The following is a 24,466-nucleotide window of genomic DNA, read 5'->3' as shown; positions in this document are numbered from 1 at the left end:
ACTTATCCTAGTTTTCTTACAATTTTTGCACGAATGTGCTGTTTTTCAGGTTGGATCTCAAGTAGTCTAACTAGGACTCTGTCTCCCTTTTTAAACTTATCAAATTTTAAATGCGGGGTTAGAGCATCTACATTTCCACGAATATTAACGAAAACCCCGAATTCTGCTATTCCAGTAATGGTACCTACATATTCCCCTTTGATACGTAAATGCTTAGCGATGTTATCCCACAGATTCTCCTTTAGAGCCTTTGCACTAACTTTCACTTGTTTATTTTCACTATCTAATGAAATTACCTTAACTCTCAAATGATCCCCGACCTTTAATTCATCACGAAGATCCTCGATAAACTTATAATCATATTCATCTGCAGGCATATTTACAGATACTCCACCAATCTCTAGTTTCACTTTTTTCATTCGAACATTACGGACTACAGCAATGACTTCTTGATCTTCCTTAAGACGCTTCCATGTAGCACTCTGCATATGTTCTAATGCATTTTTACGAGATGCAACAAATTGTTCTTCTTCTCTAATTAGATTCGTAACTTTAAAGACAATTTTAGAACCGATAAGTTCACGAAATTGCTTTATACTTTGGATTTCTTCCCCTGCCTCTTGTAAAGGCAAAAATCCACGTACAAATCCTACTTGTATGATTCCATATGTCTTATCAGCTTCGGGAGTTTCTATCCCTATTAATTCCCCTTGCATAATGGTGCCATTTTGTCTGGCTGCATAAATAGATTGCCAATCTTCGGATACATCTACGTTATTTTCATGTAATGCTTCCAATGCTTTTTCTGGATCATACCCTTCTACTAATACCGATAATGCTTGATCTGACATAAATAAAATTCCTCCCTTTTAAAATTCAAATAAAAAAAGACAGAGTTTAAGGAATACAAATCCCTCAAACTCTGTCTTTTTACAGTGGTTTGATAATAATTATTTGCTTTTGTTCATTTTAGCCTACAATGACTGATAATTCAATAAAAATGTTATTCATTTTAACAATTGTTATTGATTTTGTCAGCATATACACTTTTCCGATTCTATACCAAATTCAATAATATTAACTTCTTTTGACCTTTCAATTTCATTTCTATACTTTAAAAAGACTTCTAAAATTGAATTTGCATCCATAATATCAATAAGTCTGTTATCTAGTTTTACCTCATATTGTTTCATTATAATTTCCCCCATGTTCTCTTTTACTAACTTAGCGAAGGTACAATTAAATATTTTAAAAAGAGAGAATTTCAAAATACAAGACAGTACTTCCACTAAATAAAATGTTATTTATAAAAACATAATATAAATACTTGTTATCATAATTATACAATTGACTATTTTATTTAGTCAATTAAAACAAAGGCAATTTAGTTTTAATATTTTTCATAGTATAAAACAATGAACATTCATTAGTTTATTTCAGTTAAAAATTTCTAGAACTAATAAGGAAAATATTTTTTTATTTTTCTGAAGGATTTATTTGAAGTCCGTATACGGACATGGTATAATTTAATTAGGGTATGATAATTACATACCTACCCCCTTGTAGAAGGGAGGTGAGGATAGTGGAGATTATTTTACTCATAACTTCTATTGTTAGTTTATGTAGTGCTCTTGTGGGTCTATCAACTGCATTTGTTACTTACAGAAAAATAATAATAGAGAAAAAAGAAAAGAATCTTCAACCGACTGCAACGGATGAAGATTCCAAATGAGTTATTGAACCGGAAAAGAAAGGTACAAGCCTTTCTTTTCCCTCCACTATTATATGTCTATCATACCCCGAATATTCTTTTTTAGTCAAGGGAGGGAGTAAATTGATTACAGTAATCTTAATCGCGTCTATAGCGTCTATAATTGTAAATATAATTACCCTTTCTATCGTTATGAAAATAAAGGCTGAAAAGAAAAAATGAATAAAAGATACCAAAATGAAATTGAAAAAATTAAAGATAAAATCATGAGTACTTCTCAAGCAGCTAATCTTTGGGGTGTACACCAAGATACGATTAAAAGGCTCTGTAGAACTGGAAAAGTTGCAGCAATAAAATTAGATACGGACGACCCAAAATCTCCATATTTAATTCTACGAAATCAGCCATCACCAATAAATAAAGATAGAATTTAATATATATAAAACAAAGCTGATTCTCTAAAAAAGAATCAGCTTTGTTTTTTTTAATTTTTATTATTATTGATTAGTGAGTTGCTATAGTAACGTACACCGCTGCCAAAATCGCTACTACAACCATAGATACTATTACTTTAATAAATCCCTTTTTTGTTAGAGATTTATCTTCGTTAACATCTTTTCTAATTAAAAATGAGACTAAAATAAATACTACAAGAACAGCTAAAAAAGGATAATAAGTTTCCATTTTAATTAATCACCTCTCGTTAGAATTTGTATTATATCTATTTAGAAAATCAATATCTTTTTGATAATACTACCCACGAGAGGAAAACAGTCATGATCATTAAACTGACCATAATATGAAGAAATTGCATAGTAGTTAACATAAACATGTGAAAGTTATTTAAAATGATAAAAATAACGAAATAAATGACTAATGCAAAATAAGAAACAAACATTCCTTTTTGTCTAATTAACTTCATTCTTTCATCTTTTTGTTTAAATTGAGGGAATAAATAATAGGCACAAAATGCAATTACAGCAAGAGCTAAAATCAAAATACTGTAAGATGGTGGATAATTATTATTCATCATTGAACTAACAATTAAAAAACCACTTATACTTAAAAGTATAATTCCACATATGAAGTAAGCAACTCGTGAATACATGTAAAACCTCCTAATGTATTAGTGTATTTCTACTCCTCCAAGAAAAAAATCTTTTCAACTATTGTATCGAAAGTCTTTGCAATCTGTAGTGCTAAAGGTAATGAAGGATTGTATTTTCCTTTTTCTATAGAGATAATAGTTTGCCTTGAAACCCCAAGTTTTTCAGCCAAAGTATCTTGAGAATAACCGTACAGCTTCCTGTACTCATTTAATTTATTTTTCAAAGCGAATTGGCCCACTTTCCTAATTTAATTTACATGATGTAATTTAAATTATAGTTCAGTAAGAGCTTTTTGTAAAGTTTCCTTTACATTTTTTATAAAAAAAATAAAAATAAAACAAAAAAACCCGTTCTAATTAAGAGAACGGGCCTTTAAAGTGAAATAAGTACTTATGAATTAAGGAAGCAACCTACAATTACTCCTCCACCAGCTGCTCCAAAAATTCCAAGACACGGTAAGCACAATGTACCTAAGGAAATGGCACAAACAGTTCCACATGTAGTTAAAGCAAGTGCAGCAGTATCAGGATTTACCCCAAATCGTGCCATACAATCATTTACACGATCAATATATCCCATAGTTTGAAATCTACTACTTTTTTCGATTGTAGCAGATCCAGCTTCAGAACCATTTATATAAACAAAACTAGTAGCTTGAGTTTTAGTTTCTGTAACCTGAATCTCAGAATATTCCTGTTGATTTAGTTGTGCATCAAAAGTAACAGTTAATCCACTTAATGTTTTTACTCCTTCAGTATCTTTGTAAGGGATAGTGATACTTGTTACATTTTCAAAGTTAGCATCAAATTTAAAAGCATTGGAATTGTCATAATCTAACTGATCAACGTCACCAACGACATTTATATCTTGATTTTGAATACCTTCTTTTACTTTCTCCACAAGCTGAGACTTCTCTGACTTCCCAAGAACTGTGGAATGATCTTGATATTGTTCCATTTTCTCTACGAAATCATCATTCCCGCCATTAGTGTTAGCGCTTACATTAAGTCCAGGAATTGTTAATGAAAAACAAGAGACAGCTAGAGCAACCGTTACTACAATTTTTTTGAGATACTTTTTCATATTTTCTCCTCCTAAATAATTTTAAAAAAATTATCTGGATGCGAAATCATAGTTGAATTTTTTCCCTCCTTCCATAGTAAAGCAAACTTTACATTTTTATTGTAACAATTTTACAGAATATATCAACTATTAAAAATTTATTTTTTTCTTAAATTTAAGATTACTAATATTGAAATCGTAAGAAATGCTAGACACGATAGTAATGGTATTGTAATAAATCCTAACCAATTTATATAAATTGTTGTACATGGAATGCCAATTTCACAGGCCTCTATAGATTGAAAGAAGGTAAATTTTTGAGTGAGATAGTGATAGAATGCTAGAAAGAAACCAATTATTGAAAATGGTAAAACATAGATTGAACTGTTTTTATCTTTTTTTAATATAGATATCCCTAATATAATTACTAATGGATACATTAGAATACGTTGGTACCAGCAAAGAGTACACGGTATAAAATTTCTTACTTCACTAAAATATAAACTACCTAAAGTCGCTATTATTGATATTATCCAAGCAACATAAGATCTAATCTGCAAAAATGGTCCCCCTTTTTGTGAGTATTATTATTGATTTGAGAAATCGATAAAATTTTCAAGTGCTTTTTTGGAAATATTACCTTCCTTTTTCCCTTTTTCAACTCCATCGTTAAAATAAATAAGGGTAGGTGTAACTTTTATATTATTTTCCTTAAAAAACTGTTCATCGTAATTTTCTTCTAATGAAATGTTAAGTGCTAATACTTCTACTTTCTTTTCTTTTATAGTTGAATTCAGAACGGGTCTCAGCTTTTTACACGCTGGGCAAGTGGTGGAATAAATATAAGTTATAAAACTCTCCTTTTGATCTAATTTGCGCTCTAAATCATGCAGGCTAATGTTTTTGTAGTTATCCTCATTGCTTTTAGCTTTTTGAACTATAACTAAAGTTGATGTCACCCCTATTAGCACCAAAGCTATCACAGTGAGATACCATTTTTTCATAATTCAATCACTCCTTGTTAATTTTATTTTTAAGAGAGTATATAACCCCCCTACCAAACTAAAAAAACTTTTTTAATCTCTGTTACTTCGATAGTATTACTGTTTAAAACAAAGATTAAGGAGCATTTATATCACGGTGAAATAACAGATATATCTGAAATTTTAAAATAGGAAAATATTGTTATTGATGTTAGCATAAAAAAATAGGTAGTGTAAAGTGTTTTTTACTTTTTTTCTAAGAAAATGTAACTATACACTAAACCCATCAATCCCTTAGAATTTCAAAAAAATAGGCGATTATTATATAGCAATATAGTAAATTTGTTGGTGTTTATAAATTAAATAATATACTTTAAGAATATCAATAAAAAACCAGCCAATTATCATACACTTTATTGGCTGGTTTTTATCTTTTATTTTGTATGTATATATTCTTTATATAAATTTTTAATGAACTTATTGTCAAATTCCTTTATATAACGAGGTTTTAAACCTAATTCAGTTCTTTTATTATAATCACTATCAATAATATTCTTTACTTCCCGTTCAGCAGCTTCGTCACTTAGTCTTGCCTTTAATTCATAAACTTTTAATAGATAATTTTCAAATCCATCCTTATACATGGATTCATACTGTTTTAATTGATATTCTGGATCATATTCTTTGTCAATATCCTGCATATAATCTGGAATCATCTCTTGCCGTATAGGTTTTTTCTTAGTAGGGGCTGGTTTAGATGCAGCATAATCATTTTTAATTGCGTTATATGTATACCCACCGATTGAATTAACTGAACCTACCCTTTCCTCTGCATATTGAATATTTCTCAAAATTTGTTCTGGAGAATAATTTTCTAGAATATAGTCCCATTTGCTTTTGCTCACTTTTAAAGCTTGTAAACGATCTTTTATTTCTTCGCGATCTAAGTCTTCCATAAAGTTCAGTTGTTGAGGTGGTTTCTTTAGTTTTTTTATGTCATTTTCAACTAAGTTACTTTCAATTCGAAATATGAGACCGGTAACTTTTCTACCTTTTTTTGTTTCCTCAAATTCAAATTTAATATCGGTTTTCTCACCTATTTCTTGTTGTGCGACGGTTATGACTTTATTCTTCAGATGGCCATACTGTTTATACTTCGATGGCTCAATACCTAATTTTTCACGAAACTCTTCTAAAGTGAAAGTTCTTTTTTTAATAGATTCATATTGTTTAAGCAATTCATAAATACGAACGGAATAAACAGAGTTCAGTTGAATGACGTTTTCAAGCTGATACATTGTAAATTTCTCTTTCAAATGCAAGAAGAACTCTTTTAAATCAGGATTAAACTTTAAGATTACCGTTCCCTCATTATCCTCATAAATTGAAGTCACTAACCAGTTAGCCACAATCGTTTTAGTTCCTTTTTTATAAGATAATGTCTTTCTTTGTAAACCCGTTACGACTTCTCTTATGTATGAATACATGCTGCTTTTTTTACTAGCCCCTATCTTATCGATTAGATCACTTACTCTAAACTTATACGGTTTAAAATCTTCATCGCTTGGCTGCACTTTACTCGCAGTAATAAGCAATATCCTTTGTTCTTGAAGGGATAACTTATATTGTGATTCAATAATTGCATTAGATTTAGTGATCCAATCTTTAGTATTGATTTCATAAATTTCATCAGCTGATAAAGGATCAACAATTAAACTATTATTTTCATAGTTAGGCATACAGCAAAAATCCTCCGATTTAAGGGAATAAATACTAATTATCACTAATTCTACACAAAGTGATAATTATAATCAATCAAACTCCTATAATATTAATATTTTCAATACAGATAATAAAAAATGATAATAAAGTTGATTTTTTTTTTATAAGAGCCTTGCTACAATTCGGTTGTAGTAAGGCTATTTAAAATTATTTATTATTTAAAGGTATTTGGACTCAAAAATTATTAAAATATTTGTTTAATTCTTATTGAACTAAAGCCCCCGTTAGTTGAATAACTGAATAACTATTTAAGATATGACTTTATCGTACTAATCATAATAAGTACCAGTAACAATATATTCAGCCAAACCTCTAACCTAACTAACCACATAGCCCATTGCTTTCTTTTTAAACTAAAATAAAGGATTAAAACATAAAACAATATATTAAAAATAAAGCGTGGAATAGAAATTTCCTCAGTCCAAAGGTCAGTAAAGTCGAAAATTAAATTTATTAGTGAAGAGATAATATAAAGAATTAAATATAGCTTAAACTTCTTTTCTTTCTTCTCTATCTCATGCTTAAATTCATACATTTATTATCACCGCATCCTGATTAAAATTCGTACTATCCCCTTACAATAACAAATTTTCTATAAAAGCAAATTAAGAAAAATATCCCAATTAGTATTACTCTTATTGAACTAAACTGCCCCTTTAGTCGAATAAGAAAAAAGAGTTGCTGATCCACATTGAATCTTCAACTCTTACCCCCGTTAGTTTCTGTAATACATTACCTTTTATATTGTTAATTTTTATAGACTACATGCTAACGTATAAGTGTTTACCTTTAGAAATGATTCGCTATAATATATATACAATGTACCTTTTACTTAAACGTGGGATCTCTTTTTTTGAGAAACTTTGCCGTTAGTTTGGGGACATTGTTTTTTTATTCGGCTTCATAATGTAAAATAATAATGTGCAGTGACCTTTATGGTACACCGACCTAACTGGATTGGGGCTAGTTTCCTAGACCTCTTATATAGATGTGAGGCACTCCATGTAATTTACGGCACTGCACATCATTTAAATAAATACTATCTTATCCTGTTAAATCGACAGGATTTTTTATTTTTTAGAAGGAAGTTTTGGATAATTGTCGTATCTTTATATTTAATAGACTATATAGAAGAATAGTTTGGATATATATAATTGTTAAGCAGTTGAAACTCTACCGTTAATTGGAGCTAATAAGATAGACTCTTTTGTTAAATATGAGATTTAATATCTGGCGATATAATCCTGACATGCTACATTGGGCGTTAAGCTCTAACAGAAACTTGGATAGTCAGATATGTCATACTGCTTTTTGGAGGATACATGATGAAAGAAGCTAATACTCCATTTAGTTATGGAATTGAAAGTGAAGTAGGCAAAGAGATAACTTCACGTAAGTTTTATCAGTTCTACGTTGGTATTGATATTGGGGCAAGTTTTCATGTTGCTTCTTGTATCAAGTTTGATGCATTCTTGGATCCTAAAGGTATCGCTTGGAAACGTACTAAGACAATGAAGTTCAACTCAGACAGTTCTGGGATAGCTGAATTTTTAGCTGCTCTAAGAAATATTGGAAAGCAGTTCGAACTAACAGAAACAGACTTTTTAATTTTGTTAGAACCTACAGGTGGACACTACTCCTATTTGGTCCAACAGGTATTACTTAATGAAGGATATGATTTATTCCAAGTTGAAAATAAAGCTGTTGGAGAATTTCGCAAGAATAACCTTGGTATTACCGAGAAATCTGACTCAATGGATGCTAAGGTAATGTCATATATGGGATGGCATAAGCAATTACATCCTCATATGCAAGGAGTCACTCTATTAAGACCTCAAACAATATTACAATCTCTATTTAGAACTGTTATGAGGGACCGTTGGTACTTAAATGTTCAACTTACTAGAAGAAAAAATCAGGTCCAACAGCTGTTAAAGGTTACTCATCCAGATTTAAGTAAAGCCTTCAAAAGTTTAGGCTCAACTTCAGTAATGAAGTTAGTTTTAGAATATCCAAGTGGTTTACATATGAAAGATGCTACAGAGGACGAACTATATAAGGCAATATCTAGGGCTGGGGCTAAAAATGTTGCGAAGAAAGCTGCGAAAACACTTGCTGAAGTAATGCCTAATACTATTGCTGTCCCTGTTGAGCACCTCATTGGAAGGCAGGTTTGGGTTATTGAGGAAGCCTTACGGCTTGAAGAAAGTATTAAGTTAATTGATAAAGAGATTCATAACCTATTATGGGGCGTAGCCGATAAAGGTATACCTCCCCACCCTTATACTGAAATCCTTTTATCCATGCCTTTTATAAGCGAGAATTTAGCTTGTACACTAATTGGTGTTATTGGAGATATTAATAGATTTAATACATATAAAGAATTCAAAAAATACTTAGGAGTATCAGCCGAAAATACACAGTCTGGTACCTCAGTTAATGGTACTAAACAAACAAACAGTGGGGTACGCGATGCACGCCGAGTTCTTTATCAATTAGCTCTAATCAATATTGCAAATGGTAAGAATAACACTACTGTATTTAAAGTTTATTATGACCGAAAGGTTGAGGAAGGAATGAGTAAGAAGAAAGCAATGGGCCACCTATGTGGTAAAATTGCTAACTTAATCTATTCTCTACTTAAAAATAACAGTAAATATGATACTAAAATCCATGCAAGTGCAATGGGTTTGAAGTTGGAGGATCTTAATCCAAAAGTTGAAGAAGAACATTTATTACTAAACTAATGGCAGGTTGCTTTAAGATTCGTAATACCCTATAAATGGAATTTTTATTAAAATTATTGTATAATTTAAAAAATTACACAATAATACGGAGGATACATTATGTTGTTAAAGGAACACGAATTTTAACGTATAAGACCAACAGCCACTTTAGCCCGTCCACCACCTTATTAAAGGATTCAATTCTTAAATTGCGCAAAAATAAGGGAGGGCTAAGTATGAATGGAAAACTGATTGAGGTTCGGGGTAAAAAGTTGTATGTTGAAATACATGGTGAAAACCATAATAATGCAGTGCTTTATTTGCATGGTGGTCCTGGTGAAAGTTGCTATGATTTCTCTTATCATCAGGCAAAAAAATTATCAGCTTCAATGAAGTTAATTTTAATTGACCAAAGAGGTGTTTGTCGTTCTGAATTAATTCAGGAAAATGAATCATTTGGCCTTGATGATATTATTCATGATTGTGAGGCATTAAGGAAACAATTAGGAATTAAGCAGTGGTCATTAATTGGACACTCTTTTGGAGGCTTCCTTGCGTTAAAATATGCATTTTTGTTTCCTTTATCCATAGAAAAAATAATATTTGAAGGACCAACTTTTGATTTTAAACTTACAACTCTTGGCTTATTAAAAAAGACTGCTAAAATTGCAGAAAATCACGGATATTTCAATTTGAAAAGTCAATGTATTTCTGTGCTAGAGAGTGTTATGTCAGCTAAGGAGCTAGAAGAAGTATATCAGGAATTAAGTTCTCAATTAGGAGAACGTAGAATGGAAATCTACACATTTAACTTTAAAAATCCCACTGATTACTCTCTCTACTCGCAAGAAGAATGGGATCAATTCGATTATAATGCAGAAATACACTATAATCGTTTAAAGGATGAAGGCGAAATATATAAAACTTTATTACCATTATTGAGGAAGATTGAAACACCAATGTTGCTTCTCTTAGGAAAACACGATCCTGTTACTTGTGAAAAACAAATTCAAGAATTTAATAATGGAAAAGACAGAAATATATACGTATTTGAGAATAGTGGGCATACACCACATTATGAAGAAGCAAATGTTTTTACAAATGTAGTAACTGATTATATACATTCAAGAGTAAATTAATTTAAGGGGGCAGGAAAGTTTACATCTTTCCCTGCTTCTTTTTATGAATTTTTCTAAGTCTATTAAAAAGCATAAAATCCCCAACTTTTTTTCATAAAGCTGGGGATTTTTTCTGATTAACATCTCTTTGGATTTCTCTATGCACCACACTACATTTAAGTACGTTCCTTCACAAACAGAACTCATAGCACTTATCACAAGATCTTTGTCTTTTGCCCCCATTTGCTTTAGCAAAAATTATGATTTTAATTGTTTATCAAGTAATGACAATAATTTTGTTTGAGCTTTCTCACTATGAATAATTTTTTTAACCCGAATGTTACTTTGTAAATAAGCTCTAACGTTTCTATTTGTCATAAATAATCTGTGATATTTCTCGTCATCGTATATTTTTTTAAACCAAACTTCTTGTTTTAACATTTCAATATTTTTATCAATTTTTCTTGTATCCAGAGCACCTGTACTAACTCCAAGCATATTTGATAACAAATCAGATAAAAGGTCAAACATTAATAAATCCCATCCTATAATTAATTTAAATTTATTTCATTATAGCTTACTTCTTCTTTAACTATCCTGCCATGTTACTTCAATAAGAAAAGCCTCCATGTCTTATGAACTGCGCCCTAAATTTCGGACAGTTTAATAAAAGTAACCCTGCTATTTAAGCAGCGATTAGATGACTTCGGTATTCTGCCGGAGTCATCTTTTTTAAATTCCATTGTCTTCTTGATGCATTATAGAAAATCATATATTGATTAACTAATTGTTTTAGTTCTTCAAATGTATGAACTTCTTTATAGTCCATTTCATCTTTCATATGTCCAAAGAAGGATTCCATTGGTGCATTATCGATACAGTTCCCTCTACGTGACATAGATTGTTTCAAATTCATCTGTTTCACCCTTTTTTGAAATTCTGGATGCGTGTAATGGAAACCTTGATCAGAGTGTATCATGGCTTCTGGATGTATATTATTCCCTAATTTCTCTTCTAATTTTGCTAGAGTATTGTAAACAATCGACATTTTCAATGTTTGTGATAATTCATATGCCACTATTTCACGTGTAGCGACATCCTTAACACAGGATAGATAGGCTGTTTTTCCTCGATACTTTAAATAGGTAATGTCAGTTAAAAATACTTTTTCCGGCTCGTCTTGTGTAAATTCACGGTTTAATCTATTTGGTAATGTCTTATGTTCTTGAGTAGCTTTTGCAATATTTTTATATGGGTTTGCACGTCGCACTTTCGCAAAGAAATTATACTTGCGCATTAGACGGCGTATTTTCTTTGGGTTCATTGGGTTTTCAAGTAATTCACATACTTTCATATAAAGTCCACGATAGCCAACTTTCCCTTTGAATGCATCATAGATGCACTTTAAAAAGAGATAATCCTCATAATCATTGTTCTCTCGAATGGCATGTTTTTCAGTATTCCGCAGCCATGCATAATAACCACTGCGACTAACATGTGCGACAGTACATAGCTCAGAGACACTATTGATTAGTTGATATTTACGAATTACTTCATTGATGACTGCGTATTTTTCATGTGGAGCTACTTGTGTTTCTTCGCCTTCCTTTCGAGTTCCTCTAGCTTTTTTAGTAATTCAATTTCAGCTTCGAGATAACGAATACGAGCCTCTGCTTTTTCTAGCTTCTTATCAGCGGATAACTCACTAGTTGTTGGTCTTCCCGTACTTCCTTTTCCTCGACGTTCTTCCAAAAAACCATTTTCTCCATATTGATTAAAAGTATTTCTCCAACGCTTCAAAGCTGATTTAGCTTTTTTAGGGCCAATCATTTCAAGATCAAACCCATTTTCTATAAAGATTTGAGTAGGTCCTTTCCCAGCTAAGTTCTCATTTACTGCTTTAATTTTAAATTCAGGTGTATATTGAATCGCTCGGTCAGATACTGAAGCAACATTGGGATTGGCTTCTAATAGTTGACGTTGATGTTCATTAAAATAGATTTTACTCATAAGATAACTCCCGTTCAAATTAATTATGTTAAGTATAACGGGCTTTTCCCATAGAAAAAACCCCGAATAGGGCACTTTTTTTTAAGTGTCTACTATTCGGGGTTCAGTTCATTAAACTAATCAAACAATATCTTCCCTAAATACTCTAAGAAAATGGTAAAATTATGTTAGTTTTTCATGAACGGAGGGAGTTAATCTGGATGATCCCAATGTGCTTTTAACAGCAATTATTACGATTAGCGCCGGATTGGTAGCAATTATCGGAGGATTTTTAGTAAGCCGTCTTATAGCATTAAGTTCTGAACGAAATAGCATACAAGGGAAAATAAGTGAATATCAACAAGAGATTAAAAGAATAAATGAAAAAATTGATGAACAAAATAAAGAGCTGTATAAAATAGATCTTAAGTGGTTTAGCCAAAAAGCTTTTAGTAACAATGACTTCCATATACCCCCACTTAGCGAGTTAGTAAAAGATGAATTCATAAATATTGGTAAACGAACAGAAGAAGAATTGAAACCTATTTATGAGGATATCGTTAAAAGAAGAGGGGATTTTTTGGAAGGCGCTCGCGCTCCTAAAATGGACTCAAAAGTAAAAGATGTATTAAGTAATATAAAACTATCAGACTTAAACCTCCCTTTTACCATTCCTATAAAAACTGAAGAGGAATTGGAAAAAGAAAAAAAGCAAAAACGCGCTACTGAAAGGAATAATTACCATACTTCTCGAAAGCAACATCTTGATGTAATAAAAGAATTAGAAAAGGAAAAAAAATACTGGGATGAAAAAATAGAGGATAATCAATTATTACTGAAACACGTAGGGAAACCTCGAGGCATTGTCGGAGGAATTGTTTTTATTGTAATGTCAATTATTTTTGGCATTGTCACACCCATTTGTTATTTACCCATGAAGTCCGGTGATATGACTGAAAGCTTAAGATATGTTTTTCTTGGTGGACTGTTTGTAATATTACTTTATTTTATTATATATCTAGTTGTACTTGCTGCTGATACGGACCAGTAAAAAAATATAAGGTATTACACGGATTTTTTATTTTACTCAGATAGTAGTTCCAGCATAAAGGTGTATTTGCTGTCTAATTTGTTCAAATCCTTAATTAGCTGAATTGTACTTTTATAGGTAATTACTAATTGGCTGACCGTATCCCCAGTAACATCTTTATGATAAATGATTGTTTTTGTCTTCTGAGTTGCACCGAAATGGCAGCCGGAACTTATACATGAATAGTAAAAAGCCCCTTACTTTTGTAGTAAAGGGTTCCGTATTGAAGTTCATATCATATAAATAACAATAAAAATGGCTTGCCAAACCGATGCCAGTTAGCAAGCCATTTTCTGGTTTATATAGTCTTTTTGAATGGATAGGTTACTGTCTATACAACTATCCCCCCCCGTTAGTTGAAGAAGAAAAATACCTAATTTTTAACTACTTTAAGTCTTTTAGTATCCATTCAACCGCAGTTAACACGTTGTCGGCAACATAATTGACCTTCAACTTTTCTGAAGTGCTGTTTGATAACTCTTTGAAGGACTTCAAACCTCTTCCAGTTTTAACTAATACCTTTTTTGCACCAACATTTTCGGCTGAAAACATATCACTTAATCTATCTCCAATAATATAACACTTGCTTAAGTTCAAATTATTTTCTATTTTAGCCTTCTCCAATAAAGTAGTTTGAGGTTTACGACAATTACAATTATCCTCTGCTTTATGAGGGCAATAATAAATCCCATCTAAATAAGCATTATTATTCTCTAATTCTTTCTCTAACTCTTTACACCCCTGAAGAAAGTCTTTTTCAGTAAACTTCCCCATCCCTATCCAACTCTGGTTAGAAAAAAGAAAAACCTTTAATCCTTTTTTATTAAGAAGGTTAATAGCTTTAGCTGAATATGTGTAAAGACGAAATTCTAGTGGGTGAATTCCTCCACCATCTCCACCAATTGTTCCATCACGGTCTAAGAACACTCCAATCATAATGATTTACCACCTTTCACTCAAAATCCAACTTTTGCTTTAACTATTCTGCTCCTTTTCTTCAAAAAAGCCATATACTTTTTTCTCCTTGTACTGAACTATATACATTAAGAATTAGAAACTTTTAATGCCTCGTTTATTATATGTATAGATAGTTCATGATCATTTAAAACGTATTGAATTTCTTCAGGTTCTACCCAAATTCGTGTAATAGTTTCGTTTTCTCGAAGAAAAGGAAATATTTTTTTTATATCTACTCTATAAAACAATTGATAACCTCTCAAAGGATACGGACCATTATGTATAAAGTTTTCATTTTCTTTATGATTTACTTCGATAGCGCCAAGATACTTAAGAGTTCCTGTAACATATCCTTCTTCATATATCTCCCTAAGCAGAGCTTGCTCTGGATCTTCATGTAACTCAATATGTCCACCAGGTGTATTAAAGCCTCGATCTTTAACATGTACTAATAAAATTTTCCCATCCATAAAACAGTAACCATGAACACTTGTAACTAAATTATTTTCGTTTATTTTTATATGAGGCAACCATTTGAGACTAACTTTGTTTCCACCCCAATTAACATATATTTGATTATTCATAGTGCACCTCTATTAAAAATTAATTATTACATTAATTATTCTCTATAAGAATAGAATTACCTTTTTAAACTAATCTACCCTTAAGTTCAATAAAAATTATACAATTCTATTTTTTATTAAAGGACTTAATTATAAGTAAATAACCTTATTAACACATAACAGATAATGCGATTTCATCGTAAAATTAGTGATAGTAATTAAATATAAGCGTAAAATTGGTGATAATAAATACAATATATACGTAAAATTAGTGATAATAATCGATCGAAAATCAAATAAGCCCTGACTTTTCTGGTAAAGTTCGCTAATTTATACTAAATTATTTGGTTTTTCCCCATCAAGTAAGCCCTTTCTTTTAATCTTCAAAGTATATTTTATTGACTAAAGTGAACCGTAAAATTAGTGATCTTTTTACATTTGGGTTCACGTAAATTTAGTGATAATAACGTAAAATTAGTGATATATAGCGTAAATTTAGTGATAATAACGAGGTAAAAATAGTGATAATTTACGTAATAAAGGTGATTTTTCACGTAGAATAAGTGATAATTTACGTAATAAAAGTGATAATTAGGGTAAAAATAGTGATAGTTAACTGCTATAAACATTGATAGAATAACAATTTTCGACACTCTAAAACATATAAAACAATAAATCTATTAAAACATGTTAAAATATATTAATGTAAAACACTAAAACATGGGTTATTTTTTTATACTAATTTTTTATAAATATAAAAGGACCAAAAGAATAACTCTCTCTTAGTCCATTTATATAAAATAATTTTATTGCTGTTCAGTAACTTTTTGAATTTCTTCATTAGCAGGACGGTTAATTCTTGAAATATCCGTTCCATATTTTATAGCAGCATGTAAAGCTTTGTCTAACAGCTCAGGTTGTTCTTTAAATATTGGATTGTCCCACCACATTTTTCTTTCCTTAATCCATAACAATTCAGGGTCTGTCCAATTTTTATCTGCTTCTTCGACACCATATTCTTTAGCTGTAGAAGAAAGATGATTAAGCCCAACAATGTAAGGTACTTGTCCTGGAGCTTTTTTAAATGATTCTAGTCGATCAAGCATTGCATTATTCCAGATTTCTATTCCTTTTTCATCCTTATTTAATTCAGCTTCTTTTTTTGCATGTAGAGCACTTTCAAATAATTTTCCATAATAGAACTTATTATAAACAGGTTTACCATTCACAATTTCAAAATTATAAGGAGCCTGTTTATATGAAAACTTGCGGTATTCCAGCCATGCATCAGGATCACCATTCTTTTCTTTTTCTATTGCATCCAGAATTAAACTATTACGCTGTGTATTTACATGATGTAGAGGATTATAAGCCATAGCTTCCTCATGAGTAAGTTGTCTCCATTGTTTACTTGTTTCATCAAGTACCTGGACATTACTAATTTCATTATCGTTTGGAATGTTAAAGCTAGTATTAAATGCATCTTCATTTACCGTTTCTTTTTTGTCAGTAGCATTTTTTTCTTCAGTTGTTGTAGTCGAGGGCTTAGTTACTTGAGTTTCATTATTATTAGGAATTATAGTACGATCGCTAGTTGGCTCCGTTTCATTTTTTACAAGAGGATTTTGATTTCGTTCATCACTATCTTGCTTCTTTACTCCTTCCTGCTTTGTAACTTCTGATAATGGTGTTGAAGTAACTGTTTGTTTTTCATTATTTAGCTGTTCGACCTTAGCAACTTTTTTTACTGAGGTATCTGTTTTTTCTTTATATGTTGATGTTGTTATATACATTCCTGTACGATTATCGACTACATTTTCAGCCTGCTTAACAGCTTCTTCTGCAAGTTTTGCAGTGAAATTATTACTATCAACTTTAAAACCAGCTGACTCAATCATTAGAGATTGTTCCCCTCCTGTTGAATGTGCTATTTCTGATGCATCTGCATCGTGAGGTAAAAACGTAGCACCTACTATAGCAGCTGCAGGAATTGTTGTTATTACTAGTGGTTTTTTATTCATGTTGAACTTCCTCTCTATTTTCATAATATTTATGTCTTCTTTACCAAAAATCATCATCTTCAGTATTAGGTGATTTTATAGGATCATTTGCATTTGAGCACGAAGCTAATGAGGTTTTTTCTAAATCAACTACTTTAGATTCAGATCTTTGTTCAATGTTTAATTGAGTTCCTGAAGAAGTTTCTTGGTTTTTAAATGAAATAAGTACCTTTCCAGTTTCCTCAGTATTTATAGGATCATTAAAAGGATTGACTGAGAAAATATCCTCCTTGGTTTCCTTGTTAATTGTCCCTCTTTTAAATTTGGGATTTTTATTATTTGTTAAATTTAGATCTTCCCTTACTAATTGTTCTTTCCAATCACGAGGAACAAAACCACCAACTGCAATTCCAGGAGGTTGTGGATGCCCCTGTTGTAAAAGCTTGTGAACAAAATGAAAACGAGGTAAACCGTCCATTAACAATGTATAGGGATACCGGTCTTTATCCTCTTCTTTAATCCGATAACCTTTTGGAATTATATTTTTTAATGGATTGCCATCAAAAGATTTATCTTTATAGATAACACGGTCTTGGCCAAGTTCTCGAGCTAGTTCTATTGCATCGTTTGCAGCTAATCCACCAAAAATAATTTTGTTTCTAGTGGAAGTCATAATCGCTTGTTTCATTGCTTTTCCACTAATTTGGCCTGCTTCTACTTCTAACTGTGCTGGTGATTGGATGGCAAACATACCAGCTACACGATATTCAGCAGAAATGGATAACCATCTTTCTACATCAGGATTTATATAACGACTATACTCATCTATGATGAAATAATGGTCTATTCGTGTTCTTTCAGTTCCTTTTCTTCTAAAAGTACCCAATTGAAGATGCATAGTGACAAATTGGCCAAATGCATCTCCAGCTTTCCCAAGAGATCCTAGTGCTGTATTAACTGCGAGAATTCCTCCATTTTCAAAATGCTCATCGATGCTAAAAGTGCTATTACCCGTTATGATCCTCTTAAGCTTTTCATTGGATGTGATATTTTCCATTTGAGCCCGAAGTCCAATAATTAATTGATTATACTTGTCTTTCAAACTCCCCATTAATTCGTTAACAAAGAATTTAACAAGTTCAGTATCACCTTGTTTTTGTTGCAATTTGTAAACATTTTTCATTAACACATCTTGATCCCTAAGGTTGGTGAGAACATCTGTAATATCCATGTTGTCACCATATAATTCTTTTAATAGTAAGGTGATCTTACGTGTTGATAACTCTTGTACTGTTGCAAAAAATGCTTCCTGCTTACCAAAAAGTGACTTCAATACAGCAACTGTTGCTTCTGCTACATCATCTTTTTCCCCTTGCATAACATTTATTCGATCACTTGTTGGACTATTAGGATCTATATGAATACAGTCTTCACCCATCCAATCACATGTTTCTTTAACCATGGCAGCAACATCACCTTTTGGCTCTATTACACTTAAACCTACTTTTCGACCTTTTCTTCTAGAGTCTAGTATTTGATATATGATAGGTTTTATGATCGTAGCTGTTTTACCGCAGCGAGTTGGTCCAATAATTAATGTATGAGTAAACGGATCATCTCCGCCCCATCTAAGATTTTTCTTTTCTAAATGTCGAGCTATTGTATTCAACCTCCTCCCCTAAAACAAATATAAGAGATTCGTCTTCTCTTTCTTTCTTCGTAGAAAAGTGTGTATATAAAGGATCAATAAGACCGTTTTGTTTTCTATCCTTCCAGATCCTTTTTATCTCTTTGTAATGGGAATGGGTATTGATTAGTTTTTCTCTTAAAGTTTTTGGTTTTTGAGTATCAAATCGTAGTTTATTCTTCCCTTCTCTCTTTTGGAGATATAGAAAGAGATATAAAACACTTAATCCAGTAGATCCGAAAAATATTATGTAAAACAATAGATGTGAAAAAATAGATTGTTCTTCATTTCCTACCAGTAAAATAACCCCATTACCAAAAGACATAAAAAAAGTAAAAACACTGATAGATGATCGTTTATAGTTTTTGTAACTGATATAAAAACTTATTGAACATGTCATTACTATAAGTGGTAATACTATATTCCCACCACCGTTGCAGCTCCATTTCAACAGCCAGTAAGATAATGGAGTAATCACTATTTGTAAGACATGTAAACTTATAGTTTTGCTCAAAAAATCAAAGGGAGTAAAATTCCTCATAAGGCATCCCTTGACTAGGTGATGGAGCAAAATATCCTTGTCCACTTGAATTTGCAGAAAGTATAGCTAGCAGACCAAAAAACATCACAATTGTACAGAGGGCAAGAGCTAATTTATTCAATTTATTTTCTCCTTTAAAAAATATTTTGTGCTCAAGAAAATTATGAAATATATTGTTGAGGTTTCTGGAACACCGTTAATACAAACAATAATTCATCCTGGAATATCTGTTTAAAAGCATGAAAAATTTGGTGCTGATCTTCTGGATTATGTTTTGCCAATTCTTGAATAATACTTTGATCTACCTCGATCTCATTAAACAATGTTTGAAACTTAGGGATAATCTCTACGCTTTCTTGATTAATTTGACTCATGTTTCGCCTCCAAATAAATTATTTTTTTGAAAAAAAAAGCAGGGTTCAAAGAAACTTGTCGTTTCTCTGAACCCTGCTTTTAAACAGTAGTTCTATTATTTTTTATAGAAATAATAAACAAATAATATAGTGAGTACATTTTACTATAGGTCTAATTATTACTCAAGTAATAGTTTTTATTAATTTGAAAATCTTCATACTTTTTGAATTAGCTCATTATGCAATTCAGATAATATTTCTTTTGCAGATTCTCTACTCAAAATAATTTTACCATTCCTAAGAGAGATATTATCATCTGCAATTTTACCAGTTAAGAGACAAGTGTTTTGACTCACAAATTTCCGTAAGATTATTTTATCTCCTTCAACAAAAATTTCTATAGAATCTCTTTCTCCAATTTTCAAGGATCTTCTGATCTCCATAGGGAGAACGATTCTTCCTAAACTATCTATTTTCCGTACAACTCCAGTAGATTTCACATCTCTTCCACCCTTCTACTTTTTTTACTAATTTTAACATAAAATTAGGTAGAAAGGTGTGAAATTTCAGATAATATCATTTTGCTAGTTTCATTAATTGATTAGACATTAGTACTGCTGACCATTTCTTTTTATTATTATCACTCATTTTACGTGTTTTGTTTGCATAATGAAAAAACCAAATATTTGAGTCCTTTTTTAATATGTAACCTAATTCATATTGGTCCGGTTGATTTTTATCATCTACTAATTGAAATTCATATAATGCATCATTTGTTTCTTTTTTTAGAACTTGAAAGTCCAATTTCCCATTAATACTCTTCTGAAGTGAAATTTTAAACTGATTTAAATAATCTTCCACTTGAACATTATCACTACTAGAAAATTTTTGAATTGTTATTAGTTCACTCCAATCTTCTATCGATTCTCCTTTAAGAACATATTCTAGAAAAAGTCCATTAGAGTTGTCAGAAAACCCTAAGTCCCATTCTTTTCCCCCAATAAAGTTCGGATTAAGATGGGATTTAGAATCTTGTTCTTTATTAACATTCAAAGATTGAACAGTGTTTTCTTTAGAGCCCGTTTTTTCTTTAGCTATATTGATATTATCTTCAGGTGCCCATTCTTGAGCATCATATACTTCTCTAGTTCCATTATCAGTACAGGCAGAACCTAATAATATTAAACTGGTTAGTAAAAAAACTCTCCATATTTTGACTTTCATTCTCATCCCCCCTATTCTTATTTACAATTAAAATTTTATGTGTTAATCTCATTTTACTAACGACTAATTTAATTAGTCAATAATATTAGAATATTTGGTGATATTATGAAAAAACGTACGGTGATTTATTGCAATTTAAAAGAGCTTCTGTTGAATAAAGATATTTCTATTAGACAATTAAGTCAAGAAATTAATGAACCTTTTGAATCTATCCGTCGATTACACAACAACGATACTACTAGATATTCTAAGCAAATTCTTGAAAAGATTTGTGATTATCTTGATGTACAAATTGAAGATATCTTAAAAACCGAGAAAATTAATCAAGAATAATGCAATTCATTAAAAACGCATTGAATTTAAACTAATCAATGCGTTTTTAATATTTTTTAATACAATTGAGTCGGAAACGATGAAAAACGATCGATTCTATAGTATTAAGAAGCGCTGCGAGCATCCAAACGCACTTTAGCGTTATCGTTTATGAATCAATTTGAATGAAATCGAATTGATTTGAATGCATTCTTATTGAATTGAATGAATCGTTTACGTTTGTGAATGAATAGAATTTGAATGTGAATTGAATCGTTAGAGTGCGTTTGTTGTTAAATAGCGCTTAAAAACATTGATATATAAACGATCTGGTTGTAGTATAAACGTATAGCAAACGATAGGAGGACGAACTTTTGAAACTTGATGGGAATATAAAAGAGTTAATAATTAATGAGTTTCAAAACGACCCAATTTATAAGTTGGCTGTAATTAATGGCCTGGAGGAATATTTTTTTAGTGATTCTATACTTTCTATTCATCCGGAAACTACATACAGTACTGTAGAGTGTGGGAAAATAATAGGGAGGGCAGACTCCACAATTAGAAATCATTTTCGTACGGGACTAATTGATTATATTGAACCTGAAAAATTTGGAAAGTATTATCGGCTAAATTACAAGAGTATTTTTAAATTGCATTTGATCTTTTTATTAATGGAAAAGGCAGGGAAGGGAACTATTGATATTTTAGTAGAGTTAGGGGCTGAACCTGCTGTAAGTCTTAGTCATGGAACAAGAATACCTCGCTCTCAATCACTACATAATGATAGTCCTTCAGTTTATGGACAAAATCTTGAAGATATAACTTTAAGAATGAGTCAGTACGAACAAGTCTTACAAAAATTAGTATTTCAAAATCAAATTCGGGACCAAAAAACAGAGAAACTATTAGAAGTTAAAGAGATTGAGATGGAAATAGAAAGGTTAGAAAGACAAATTGAAAAGGTAGAGTTGGAAGCAGAAATTAACCATTTAGAAGAAAAACAATCAAATTTGTTAATTAGTTCTCTTAATAAATCATTACAAAAGCCTTCATTATTAAATGTAATTAAGAATAGTTTTTCGAAGGAACAAGCTGAAATTACTTTGGATCCATTAACTCAATCGATGTCAGAAAATCTCAGGAATAAAAAGCTGCATTACATTGAAGAAAAAACAAAGTTTCCGAAGGAAAAACTTAATGAACTGAGAGAGAAACAGAAACAATTACTTAAAGAGATTCAAAATTTAAATCAAAAGGAACATTTAGAGAGAGAAAACATGTCTTTTTTACAGGAACAGACTGAGATCAACAACTGAATCGAACCTACTTATAGACTTGTTTTTAGGTTATATAAACGATCATTTATTTAGGGTACAAACAAACCCTAAATAAATGATATGGAATTTTTCTAAGAAATTTAAGCAGGAGTATAATTTAAATCTATCTAAATTACAATCTTTTTAGATGTTTTTTTCGATTTTTTATGCAGAAGGGGGTAGAAGAGGTGCCTTATGGATTTATAAAGCATATTGAATCTAAAGGGTACAGTAAGGAAACTGTACTTAGTTATAGAAAAGTCCTAAATTTATTTATTATGCATCTCAATTCTAAATATCCAGAAGGGAAGGAGCCGTTTGAAATTAACCCTTCTGATATTAAAAATTATTTATCTAACCAACTACAGGATGGGAAAAAGGTATCAACCCTTAATAAAGAATTAGGAATCTTAAAAACCTGGTTTAATTATTTATGGGAAAGAGATATTGTAAAGGTAGATCCAGCAGTTAAAATAAAGAGATTAAAAACAACTGATTCTCTTAAAATAGATATCACATATGAGGATATACAACTTTTATTACCCAAAGTTCTTTCTAATCCTTCATATCAACCAATTAGAAAGGTTATATTTTTGTTAGCAACAAAGGGGCTTAAGACTTCTGATTTTAGATTTACAAAAGATGACATCCTCATTTCTGAAAAGAATAATGAAATTGTAATCCTTCTTAGTAATCGTAAATTAATCCTAACAGACCAGGAAGCTGATCATTTCTTAGATTATTATAATTCAACATTATTTAACGGAAGTGACTTTGTATTTATAACAAACAAAAGTAAAGAAGGGCCGGTTGCTATAGAAGTGATGTCCATATTAACTCATCTACGTGCAATCTCTAATGATTATCTTCCCAACTTTGACATACAGCTAACCTTGGTTAATATGAGAAGAGCATTGATTTCCCATCTTTATACTAAGCAAAAACTATCTATACAACAAATTGCTGCCGAACTTGGCATAGAGGAGCAATCTGCAGCAAATTATCTTAAGAAACTTGCAAAATAAAAACACTCCGTCCAAATTAACTATTCAGACGAAGTGTTTTTTTTACTTTTTTAATAATAATTTTTCAAATGCATCTACTTCTTGATTTGTATTAATAATCTGTTGATCTGTAGTCTCTTCCGTATCCATAACGTTTTTCCGAGAAGAAGCTACTGCTTGTTTATTAATTTTGTCTCCATCTTCCATTGGTAGTGACGTAAATGTTGGTTCATCGGATAACAATCGAAGTATCATTTCTGTTACAAGGTTTAGTACATCCGGTTGTTTAAGCTTATTTACTATTTCATTAGGCAATTTTATTGGTAATGAAATATGAGTAAATTGATTATTTTCTTCCTTGATTATTTGCTTAATCGCATCAACAAGAATATCTGCACAATAAGAGCTTAAAGTTTCATCTCTTGGTTTGTTTAGCCATTGTATAACTTCTTCAGGTGTCTCCTTTGGAAGTCTAACTCCAATAACATCCCCAGAATTTTTCGGCTTATTCATCCCCATAAATTTCACCTAATTTTTGAACTAGTTACTATTAGACATTAATTTCCCCTCGACGAACTACCTGTCTTTGTTGTGGTTGACTTTTTGTATTAATTTCAAATGAAGTATCTTTTTTTTCTTCTGAGATATTACTATTCTGCTGTGGTTTGATATTAGAAATTGTATTTACAGAATTAGTTGGCGAAAGATCCAAGCCTTCCTTGGCCATTAATAAGTCCTTTGCCATTTTTACTTGTATCTCATCCGAATCAATATCTCCAACGCCGTATATACGAATAAAGTGCTCTAATACTCGTTTAGCTGCATCATTTGGGTTTGCTTGATTATTTACCCATTCCTTTGTAGATTCTGGTGTTTTTTGCCCAATCCTTAATTGAATGGTTTGATTTTTTTTACTGTCATTCATGACAAAACCTC

The 24,466-nt window shown here is 31.1% G+C and carries 29 protein-coding genes; 8 read left to right on the top strand and 21 right to left on the bottom strand.

Annotated features, from left to right (window positions below):
• Positions 1 to 2: 2 nt before the first annotated feature.
• Both NST63_RS26890 and NST63_RS26885 read right to left on the bottom strand, forming a co-directional pair.
• Positions 3 to 851, bottom strand: a complete 849-nt coding sequence (locus NST63_RS26890; RefSeq protein WP_058005840.1) for a hypothetical protein — start codon at positions 849 to 851, stop codon at positions 3 to 5.
• Between the two features lie 183 nt (positions 852 to 1,034).
• Positions 1,035 to 1,193, bottom strand: a complete 159-nt coding sequence (locus NST63_RS26885; RefSeq protein WP_161809556.1) for a hypothetical protein — start codon at positions 1,191 to 1,193, stop codon at positions 1,035 to 1,037.
• Positions 1,194 to 1,582: 389 nt separating this feature from the next.
• On the opposite strand from NST63_RS26885, the gene NST63_RS26880 reads away from it, so the two are divergent.
• Together NST63_RS26880 and NST63_RS26875 are read left to right on the top strand one after the other, a co-directional pair.
• Positions 1,583 to 1,732: a hypothetical protein gene (locus NST63_RS26880; protein WP_161809557.1), complete on the top strand. Its 150-nt coding sequence runs from the start codon at positions 1,583 to 1,585 to the stop codon at positions 1,730 to 1,732.
• A 197-nt stretch (positions 1,733 to 1,929) separates the two neighbouring features.
• Complete coding sequence (locus tag NST63_RS26875; RefSeq protein WP_180212588.1) at positions 1,930 to 2,145, top strand: helix-turn-helix domain-containing protein; 216 nt, start codon at positions 1,930 to 1,932, stop codon at positions 2,143 to 2,145.
• A gap of 70 nt (positions 2,146 to 2,215) precedes the next feature.
• On the opposite strand, the gene NST63_RS26870 is transcribed toward NST63_RS26875, so the two are convergent.
• The 7 genes from NST63_RS26870 to NST63_RS26840 all read right to left on the bottom strand — a co-directional run bounded on the left by NST63_RS26870 (position 2,216) and on the right by NST63_RS26840 (position 6,604).
• Positions 2,216 to 2,395, bottom strand: coding sequence for a DUF3976 domain-containing protein (locus NST63_RS26870; RefSeq protein WP_180212587.1), 180 nt, complete (start codon positions 2,393 to 2,395; stop codon positions 2,216 to 2,218).
• A 49-nt stretch (positions 2,396 to 2,444) separates the two neighbouring features.
• Positions 2,445 to 2,741, bottom strand: a complete 297-nt coding sequence (locus NST63_RS26865; protein ID WP_419715189.1) for a permease — start codon at positions 2,739 to 2,741, stop codon at positions 2,445 to 2,447.
• 107 nt (positions 2,742 to 2,848) lie between these two features.
• Complete coding sequence (locus NST63_RS26860; RefSeq protein WP_180212585.1) at positions 2,849 to 3,043, bottom strand: helix-turn-helix transcriptional regulator; 195 nt, start codon at positions 3,041 to 3,043, stop codon at positions 2,849 to 2,851.
• Positions 3,044 to 3,210: 167 nt separating this feature from the next.
• A complete protein-coding gene (locus NST63_RS26855; RefSeq protein ID WP_341044296.1) occupies positions 3,211 to 3,903 on the bottom strand; it encodes a hypothetical protein in 693 nt (230 codons plus the stop codon).
• Between the two features lie 137 nt (positions 3,904 to 4,040).
• Entirely contained in the window at positions 4,041 to 4,442 is a 402-nt protein-coding gene (locus NST63_RS26850) for a disulfide oxidoreductase (RefSeq protein ID WP_180212583.1), read from the bottom strand.
• A gap of 27 nt (positions 4,443 to 4,469) precedes the next feature.
• On the bottom strand, positions 4,470 to 4,886 hold the full coding sequence (locus NST63_RS26845; RefSeq protein WP_341044295.1) for a thioredoxin family protein: 417 nt from the start codon (positions 4,884 to 4,886) through the stop codon (positions 4,470 to 4,472).
• A 413-nt stretch (positions 4,887 to 5,299) separates the two neighbouring features.
• Positions 5,300 to 6,604, bottom strand: coding sequence for a replication initiation protein (locus tag NST63_RS26840; protein ID WP_341044294.1), 1,305 nt, complete (start codon positions 6,602 to 6,604; stop codon positions 5,300 to 5,302).
• A 1,368-nt stretch (positions 6,605 to 7,972) separates the two neighbouring features.
• Here NST63_RS26840 and NST63_RS26835 point away from each other — a divergent pair.
• Both NST63_RS26835 and NST63_RS26830 read left to right on the top strand, forming a co-directional pair.
• A complete protein-coding gene (locus NST63_RS26835; RefSeq protein WP_341044293.1) occupies positions 7,973 to 9,394 on the top strand; it encodes an IS110 family transposase in 1,422 nt (473 codons plus the stop codon).
• 215 nt (positions 9,395 to 9,609) lie between these two features.
• Complete coding sequence (locus tag NST63_RS26830) at positions 9,610 to 10,512, top strand: alpha/beta fold hydrolase (protein WP_341044292.1); 903 nt, start codon at positions 9,610 to 9,612, stop codon at positions 10,510 to 10,512.
• A gap of 237 nt (positions 10,513 to 10,749) precedes the next feature.
• On the opposite strand, the gene NST63_RS26825 is transcribed toward NST63_RS26830, so the two are convergent.
• Together NST63_RS26825 and NST63_RS26820 are read right to left on the bottom strand one after the other, a co-directional pair.
• The gene (locus NST63_RS26825) at positions 10,750 to 11,022 is read right to left on the bottom strand and encodes a hypothetical protein (RefSeq protein ID WP_341044291.1); all 273 of its coding nucleotides are present in this window, start codon (positions 11,020 to 11,022) and stop codon (positions 10,750 to 10,752) included.
• A 154-nt stretch (positions 11,023 to 11,176) separates the two neighbouring features.
• A protein-coding gene (locus NST63_RS26820) for an IS3 family transposase (RefSeq protein ID WP_139254896.1) occupies positions 11,177 to 12,501 on the bottom strand; the annotation gives its coding sequence in 2 pieces (ribosomal slippage) (positions 11,177 to 12,123 and positions 12,123 to 12,501; 1,326 coding nt in all).
• A gap of 211 nt (positions 12,502 to 12,712) precedes the next feature.
• Here NST63_RS26820 and NST63_RS26815 point away from each other — a divergent pair.
• Positions 12,713 to 13,531: a hypothetical protein gene (locus tag NST63_RS26815; protein ID WP_341044290.1), complete on the top strand. Its 819-nt coding sequence runs from the start codon at positions 12,713 to 12,715 to the stop codon at positions 13,529 to 13,531.
• A 423-nt stretch (positions 13,532 to 13,954) separates the two neighbouring features.
• Here the strand turns inward: NST63_RS26815 and NST63_RS26810 are convergent, their stop codons facing one another.
• The 8 genes from NST63_RS26810 to NST63_RS26775 form a co-directional block, all read right to left on the bottom strand.
• Complete coding sequence (locus NST63_RS26810; RefSeq protein ID WP_341044288.1) at positions 13,955 to 14,506, bottom strand: D-glycero-alpha-D-manno-heptose-1,7-bisphosphate 7-phosphatase; 552 nt, start codon at positions 14,504 to 14,506, stop codon at positions 13,955 to 13,957.
• 107 nt (positions 14,507 to 14,613) lie between these two features.
• Positions 14,614 to 15,111, bottom strand: a complete 498-nt coding sequence (locus NST63_RS26805) for an NUDIX hydrolase (RefSeq protein WP_341044287.1) — start codon at positions 15,109 to 15,111, stop codon at positions 14,614 to 14,616.
• A 785-nt stretch (positions 15,112 to 15,896) separates the two neighbouring features.
• Positions 15,897 to 17,111, bottom strand: coding sequence for a hypothetical protein (locus tag NST63_RS26800; protein WP_341044286.1), 1,215 nt, complete (start codon positions 17,109 to 17,111; stop codon positions 15,897 to 15,899).
• 40 nt (positions 17,112 to 17,151) lie between these two features.
• Complete coding sequence (locus tag NST63_RS26795; RefSeq protein WP_341044285.1) at positions 17,152 to 18,759, bottom strand: type IV secretory system conjugative DNA transfer family protein; 1,608 nt, start codon at positions 18,757 to 18,759, stop codon at positions 17,152 to 17,154.
• A 536-nt stretch (positions 18,760 to 19,295) separates the two neighbouring features.
• Positions 19,296 to 19,439: a hypothetical protein gene (locus tag NST63_RS26790; protein WP_341044284.1), complete on the bottom strand. Its 144-nt coding sequence runs from the start codon at positions 19,437 to 19,439 to the stop codon at positions 19,296 to 19,298.
• Between the two features lie 40 nt (positions 19,440 to 19,479).
• Positions 19,480 to 19,692, bottom strand: a complete 213-nt coding sequence (locus NST63_RS26785) for a hypothetical protein (protein WP_058005846.1) — start codon at positions 19,690 to 19,692, stop codon at positions 19,480 to 19,482.
• A 194-nt stretch (positions 19,693 to 19,886) separates the two neighbouring features.
• A complete protein-coding gene (locus tag NST63_RS26780) occupies positions 19,887 to 20,171 on the bottom strand; it encodes an AbrB/MazE/SpoVT family DNA-binding domain-containing protein (protein WP_058005847.1) in 285 nt (94 codons plus the stop codon).
• A gap of 76 nt (positions 20,172 to 20,247) precedes the next feature.
• Positions 20,248 to 20,895: a hypothetical protein gene (locus tag NST63_RS26775; RefSeq protein ID WP_341044283.1), complete on the bottom strand. Its 648-nt coding sequence runs from the start codon at positions 20,893 to 20,895 to the stop codon at positions 20,248 to 20,250.
• A 105-nt stretch (positions 20,896 to 21,000) separates the two neighbouring features.
• On the opposite strand from NST63_RS26775, the gene NST63_RS26770 reads away from it, so the two are divergent.
• The 3 genes from NST63_RS26770 (at position 21,001) to NST63_RS26760 (ending at position 23,551) form a co-directional block, all read left to right on the top strand.
• Positions 21,001 to 21,228: a helix-turn-helix domain-containing protein gene (locus tag NST63_RS26770; protein ID WP_341044281.1), complete on the top strand. Its 228-nt coding sequence runs from the start codon at positions 21,001 to 21,003 to the stop codon at positions 21,226 to 21,228.
• A gap of 353 nt (positions 21,229 to 21,581) precedes the next feature.
• Positions 21,582 to 22,526, top strand: coding sequence for a hypothetical protein (locus NST63_RS26765; protein ID WP_341044280.1), 945 nt, complete (start codon positions 21,582 to 21,584; stop codon positions 22,524 to 22,526).
• Between the two features lie 188 nt (positions 22,527 to 22,714).
• The gene (locus tag NST63_RS26760) at positions 22,715 to 23,551 is read left to right on the top strand and encodes a site-specific integrase (RefSeq protein ID WP_341044279.1); all 837 of its coding nucleotides are present in this window, start codon (positions 22,715 to 22,717) and stop codon (positions 23,549 to 23,551) included.
• A gap of 42 nt (positions 23,552 to 23,593) precedes the next feature.
• Here the strand turns inward: NST63_RS26760 and NST63_RS26755 are convergent, their stop codons facing one another.
• Both NST63_RS26755 and NST63_RS26750 read right to left on the bottom strand, forming a co-directional pair.
• Complete coding sequence (locus NST63_RS26755) at positions 23,594 to 24,049, bottom strand: hypothetical protein (protein WP_341044278.1); 456 nt, start codon at positions 24,047 to 24,049, stop codon at positions 23,594 to 23,596.
• 31 nt (positions 24,050 to 24,080) lie between these two features.
• Entirely contained in the window at positions 24,081 to 24,455 is a 375-nt protein-coding gene (locus tag NST63_RS26750; protein ID WP_341044277.1) for a hypothetical protein, read from the bottom strand.
• Positions 24,456 to 24,466 lie beyond the last annotated feature (11 nt).

Origin of the sequence: Heyndrickxia sp. FSL W8-0496 (assembly GCF_038007825.1) — a bacterium.
Lineage (GTDB): Bacteria > Bacillota > Bacilli > Bacillales > Bacillaceae_C > Heyndrickxia > Heyndrickxia oleronia.
The sequence above is the reverse complement of the archived record's forward strand: the minus strand, read 5'-3'. Positions and strand labels throughout refer to the sequence as shown.

Excerpts from the sequence above, each read along its gene's own strand:
- NST63_RS26890 (WP_058005840.1), bottom strand. The coding sequence starts at position 851 with ATGTCAGATCAAGCATTATCGGTATTAGTAGAAGGGTATGATCCAGAA.
- NST63_RS26885 (WP_161809556.1), bottom strand. The coding sequence starts at position 1,193 with ATGAAACAATATGAGGTAAAACTAGATAACAGACTTATTGATATTATG.
- NST63_RS26875 (WP_180212588.1), top strand. The coding sequence starts at position 1,930 with ATGAATAAAAGATACCAAAATGAAATTGAAAAAATTAAAGATAAAATC.
- NST63_RS26870 (WP_180212587.1), bottom strand. The coding sequence starts at position 2,395 with ATGGAAACTTATTATCCTTTTTTAGCTGTTCTTGTAGTATTTATTTTA.
- NST63_RS26865 (WP_419715189.1), bottom strand. The coding sequence starts at position 2,741 with ATGAATAATAATTATCCACCATCTTACAGTATTTTGATTTTAGCTCTT.
- NST63_RS26855 (WP_341044296.1), bottom strand. The coding sequence starts at position 3,903 with ATGAAAAAGTATCTCAAAAAAATTGTAGTAACGGTTGCTCTAGCTGTC.
- NST63_RS26845 (WP_341044295.1), bottom strand. The coding sequence starts at position 4,886 with ATGAAAAAATGGTATCTCACTGTGATAGCTTTGGTGCTAATAGGGGTG.
- NST63_RS26840 (WP_341044294.1), bottom strand. The coding sequence starts at position 6,604 with ATGCCTAACTATGAAAATAATAGTTTAATTGTTGATCCTTTATCAGCT.
- NST63_RS26835 (WP_341044293.1), top strand. The coding sequence starts at position 7,973 with ATGAAAGAAGCTAATACTCCATTTAGTTATGGAATTGAAAGTGAAGTA.
- NST63_RS26830 (WP_341044292.1), top strand. The coding sequence starts at position 9,610 with ATGAATGGAAAACTGATTGAGGTTCGGGGTAAAAAGTTGTATGTTGAA.
- NST63_RS26825 (WP_341044291.1), bottom strand. The coding sequence starts at position 11,022 with ATGTTTGACCTTTTATCTGATTTGTTATCAAATATGCTTGGAGTTAGT.
- NST63_RS26810 (WP_341044288.1), bottom strand. The coding sequence starts at position 14,506 with ATGATTGGAGTGTTCTTAGACCGTGATGGAACAATTGGTGGAGATGGT.
- NST63_RS26805 (WP_341044287.1), bottom strand. The coding sequence starts at position 15,111 with ATGAATAATCAAATATATGTTAATTGGGGTGGAAACAAAGTTAGTCTC.
- NST63_RS26800 (WP_341044286.1), bottom strand. The coding sequence starts at position 17,111 with ATGAATAAAAAACCACTAGTAATAACAACAATTCCTGCAGCTGCTATA.
- NST63_RS26785 (WP_058005846.1), bottom strand. The coding sequence starts at position 19,692 with ATGAGTCAAATTAATCAAGAAAGCGTAGAGATTATCCCTAAGTTTCAA.
- NST63_RS26775 (WP_341044283.1), bottom strand. The coding sequence starts at position 20,895 with ATGAAAGTCAAAATATGGAGAGTTTTTTTACTAACCAGTTTAATATTA.
- NST63_RS26770 (WP_341044281.1), top strand. The coding sequence starts at position 21,001 with ATGAAAAAACGTACGGTGATTTATTGCAATTTAAAAGAGCTTCTGTTG.
- NST63_RS26755 (WP_341044278.1), bottom strand. The coding sequence starts at position 24,049 with ATGGGGATGAATAAGCCGAAAAATTCTGGGGATGTTATTGGAGTTAGA.
- NST63_RS26750 (WP_341044277.1), bottom strand. The coding sequence starts at position 24,455 with ATGAATGACAGTAAAAAAAATCAAACCATTCAATTAAGGATTGGGCAA.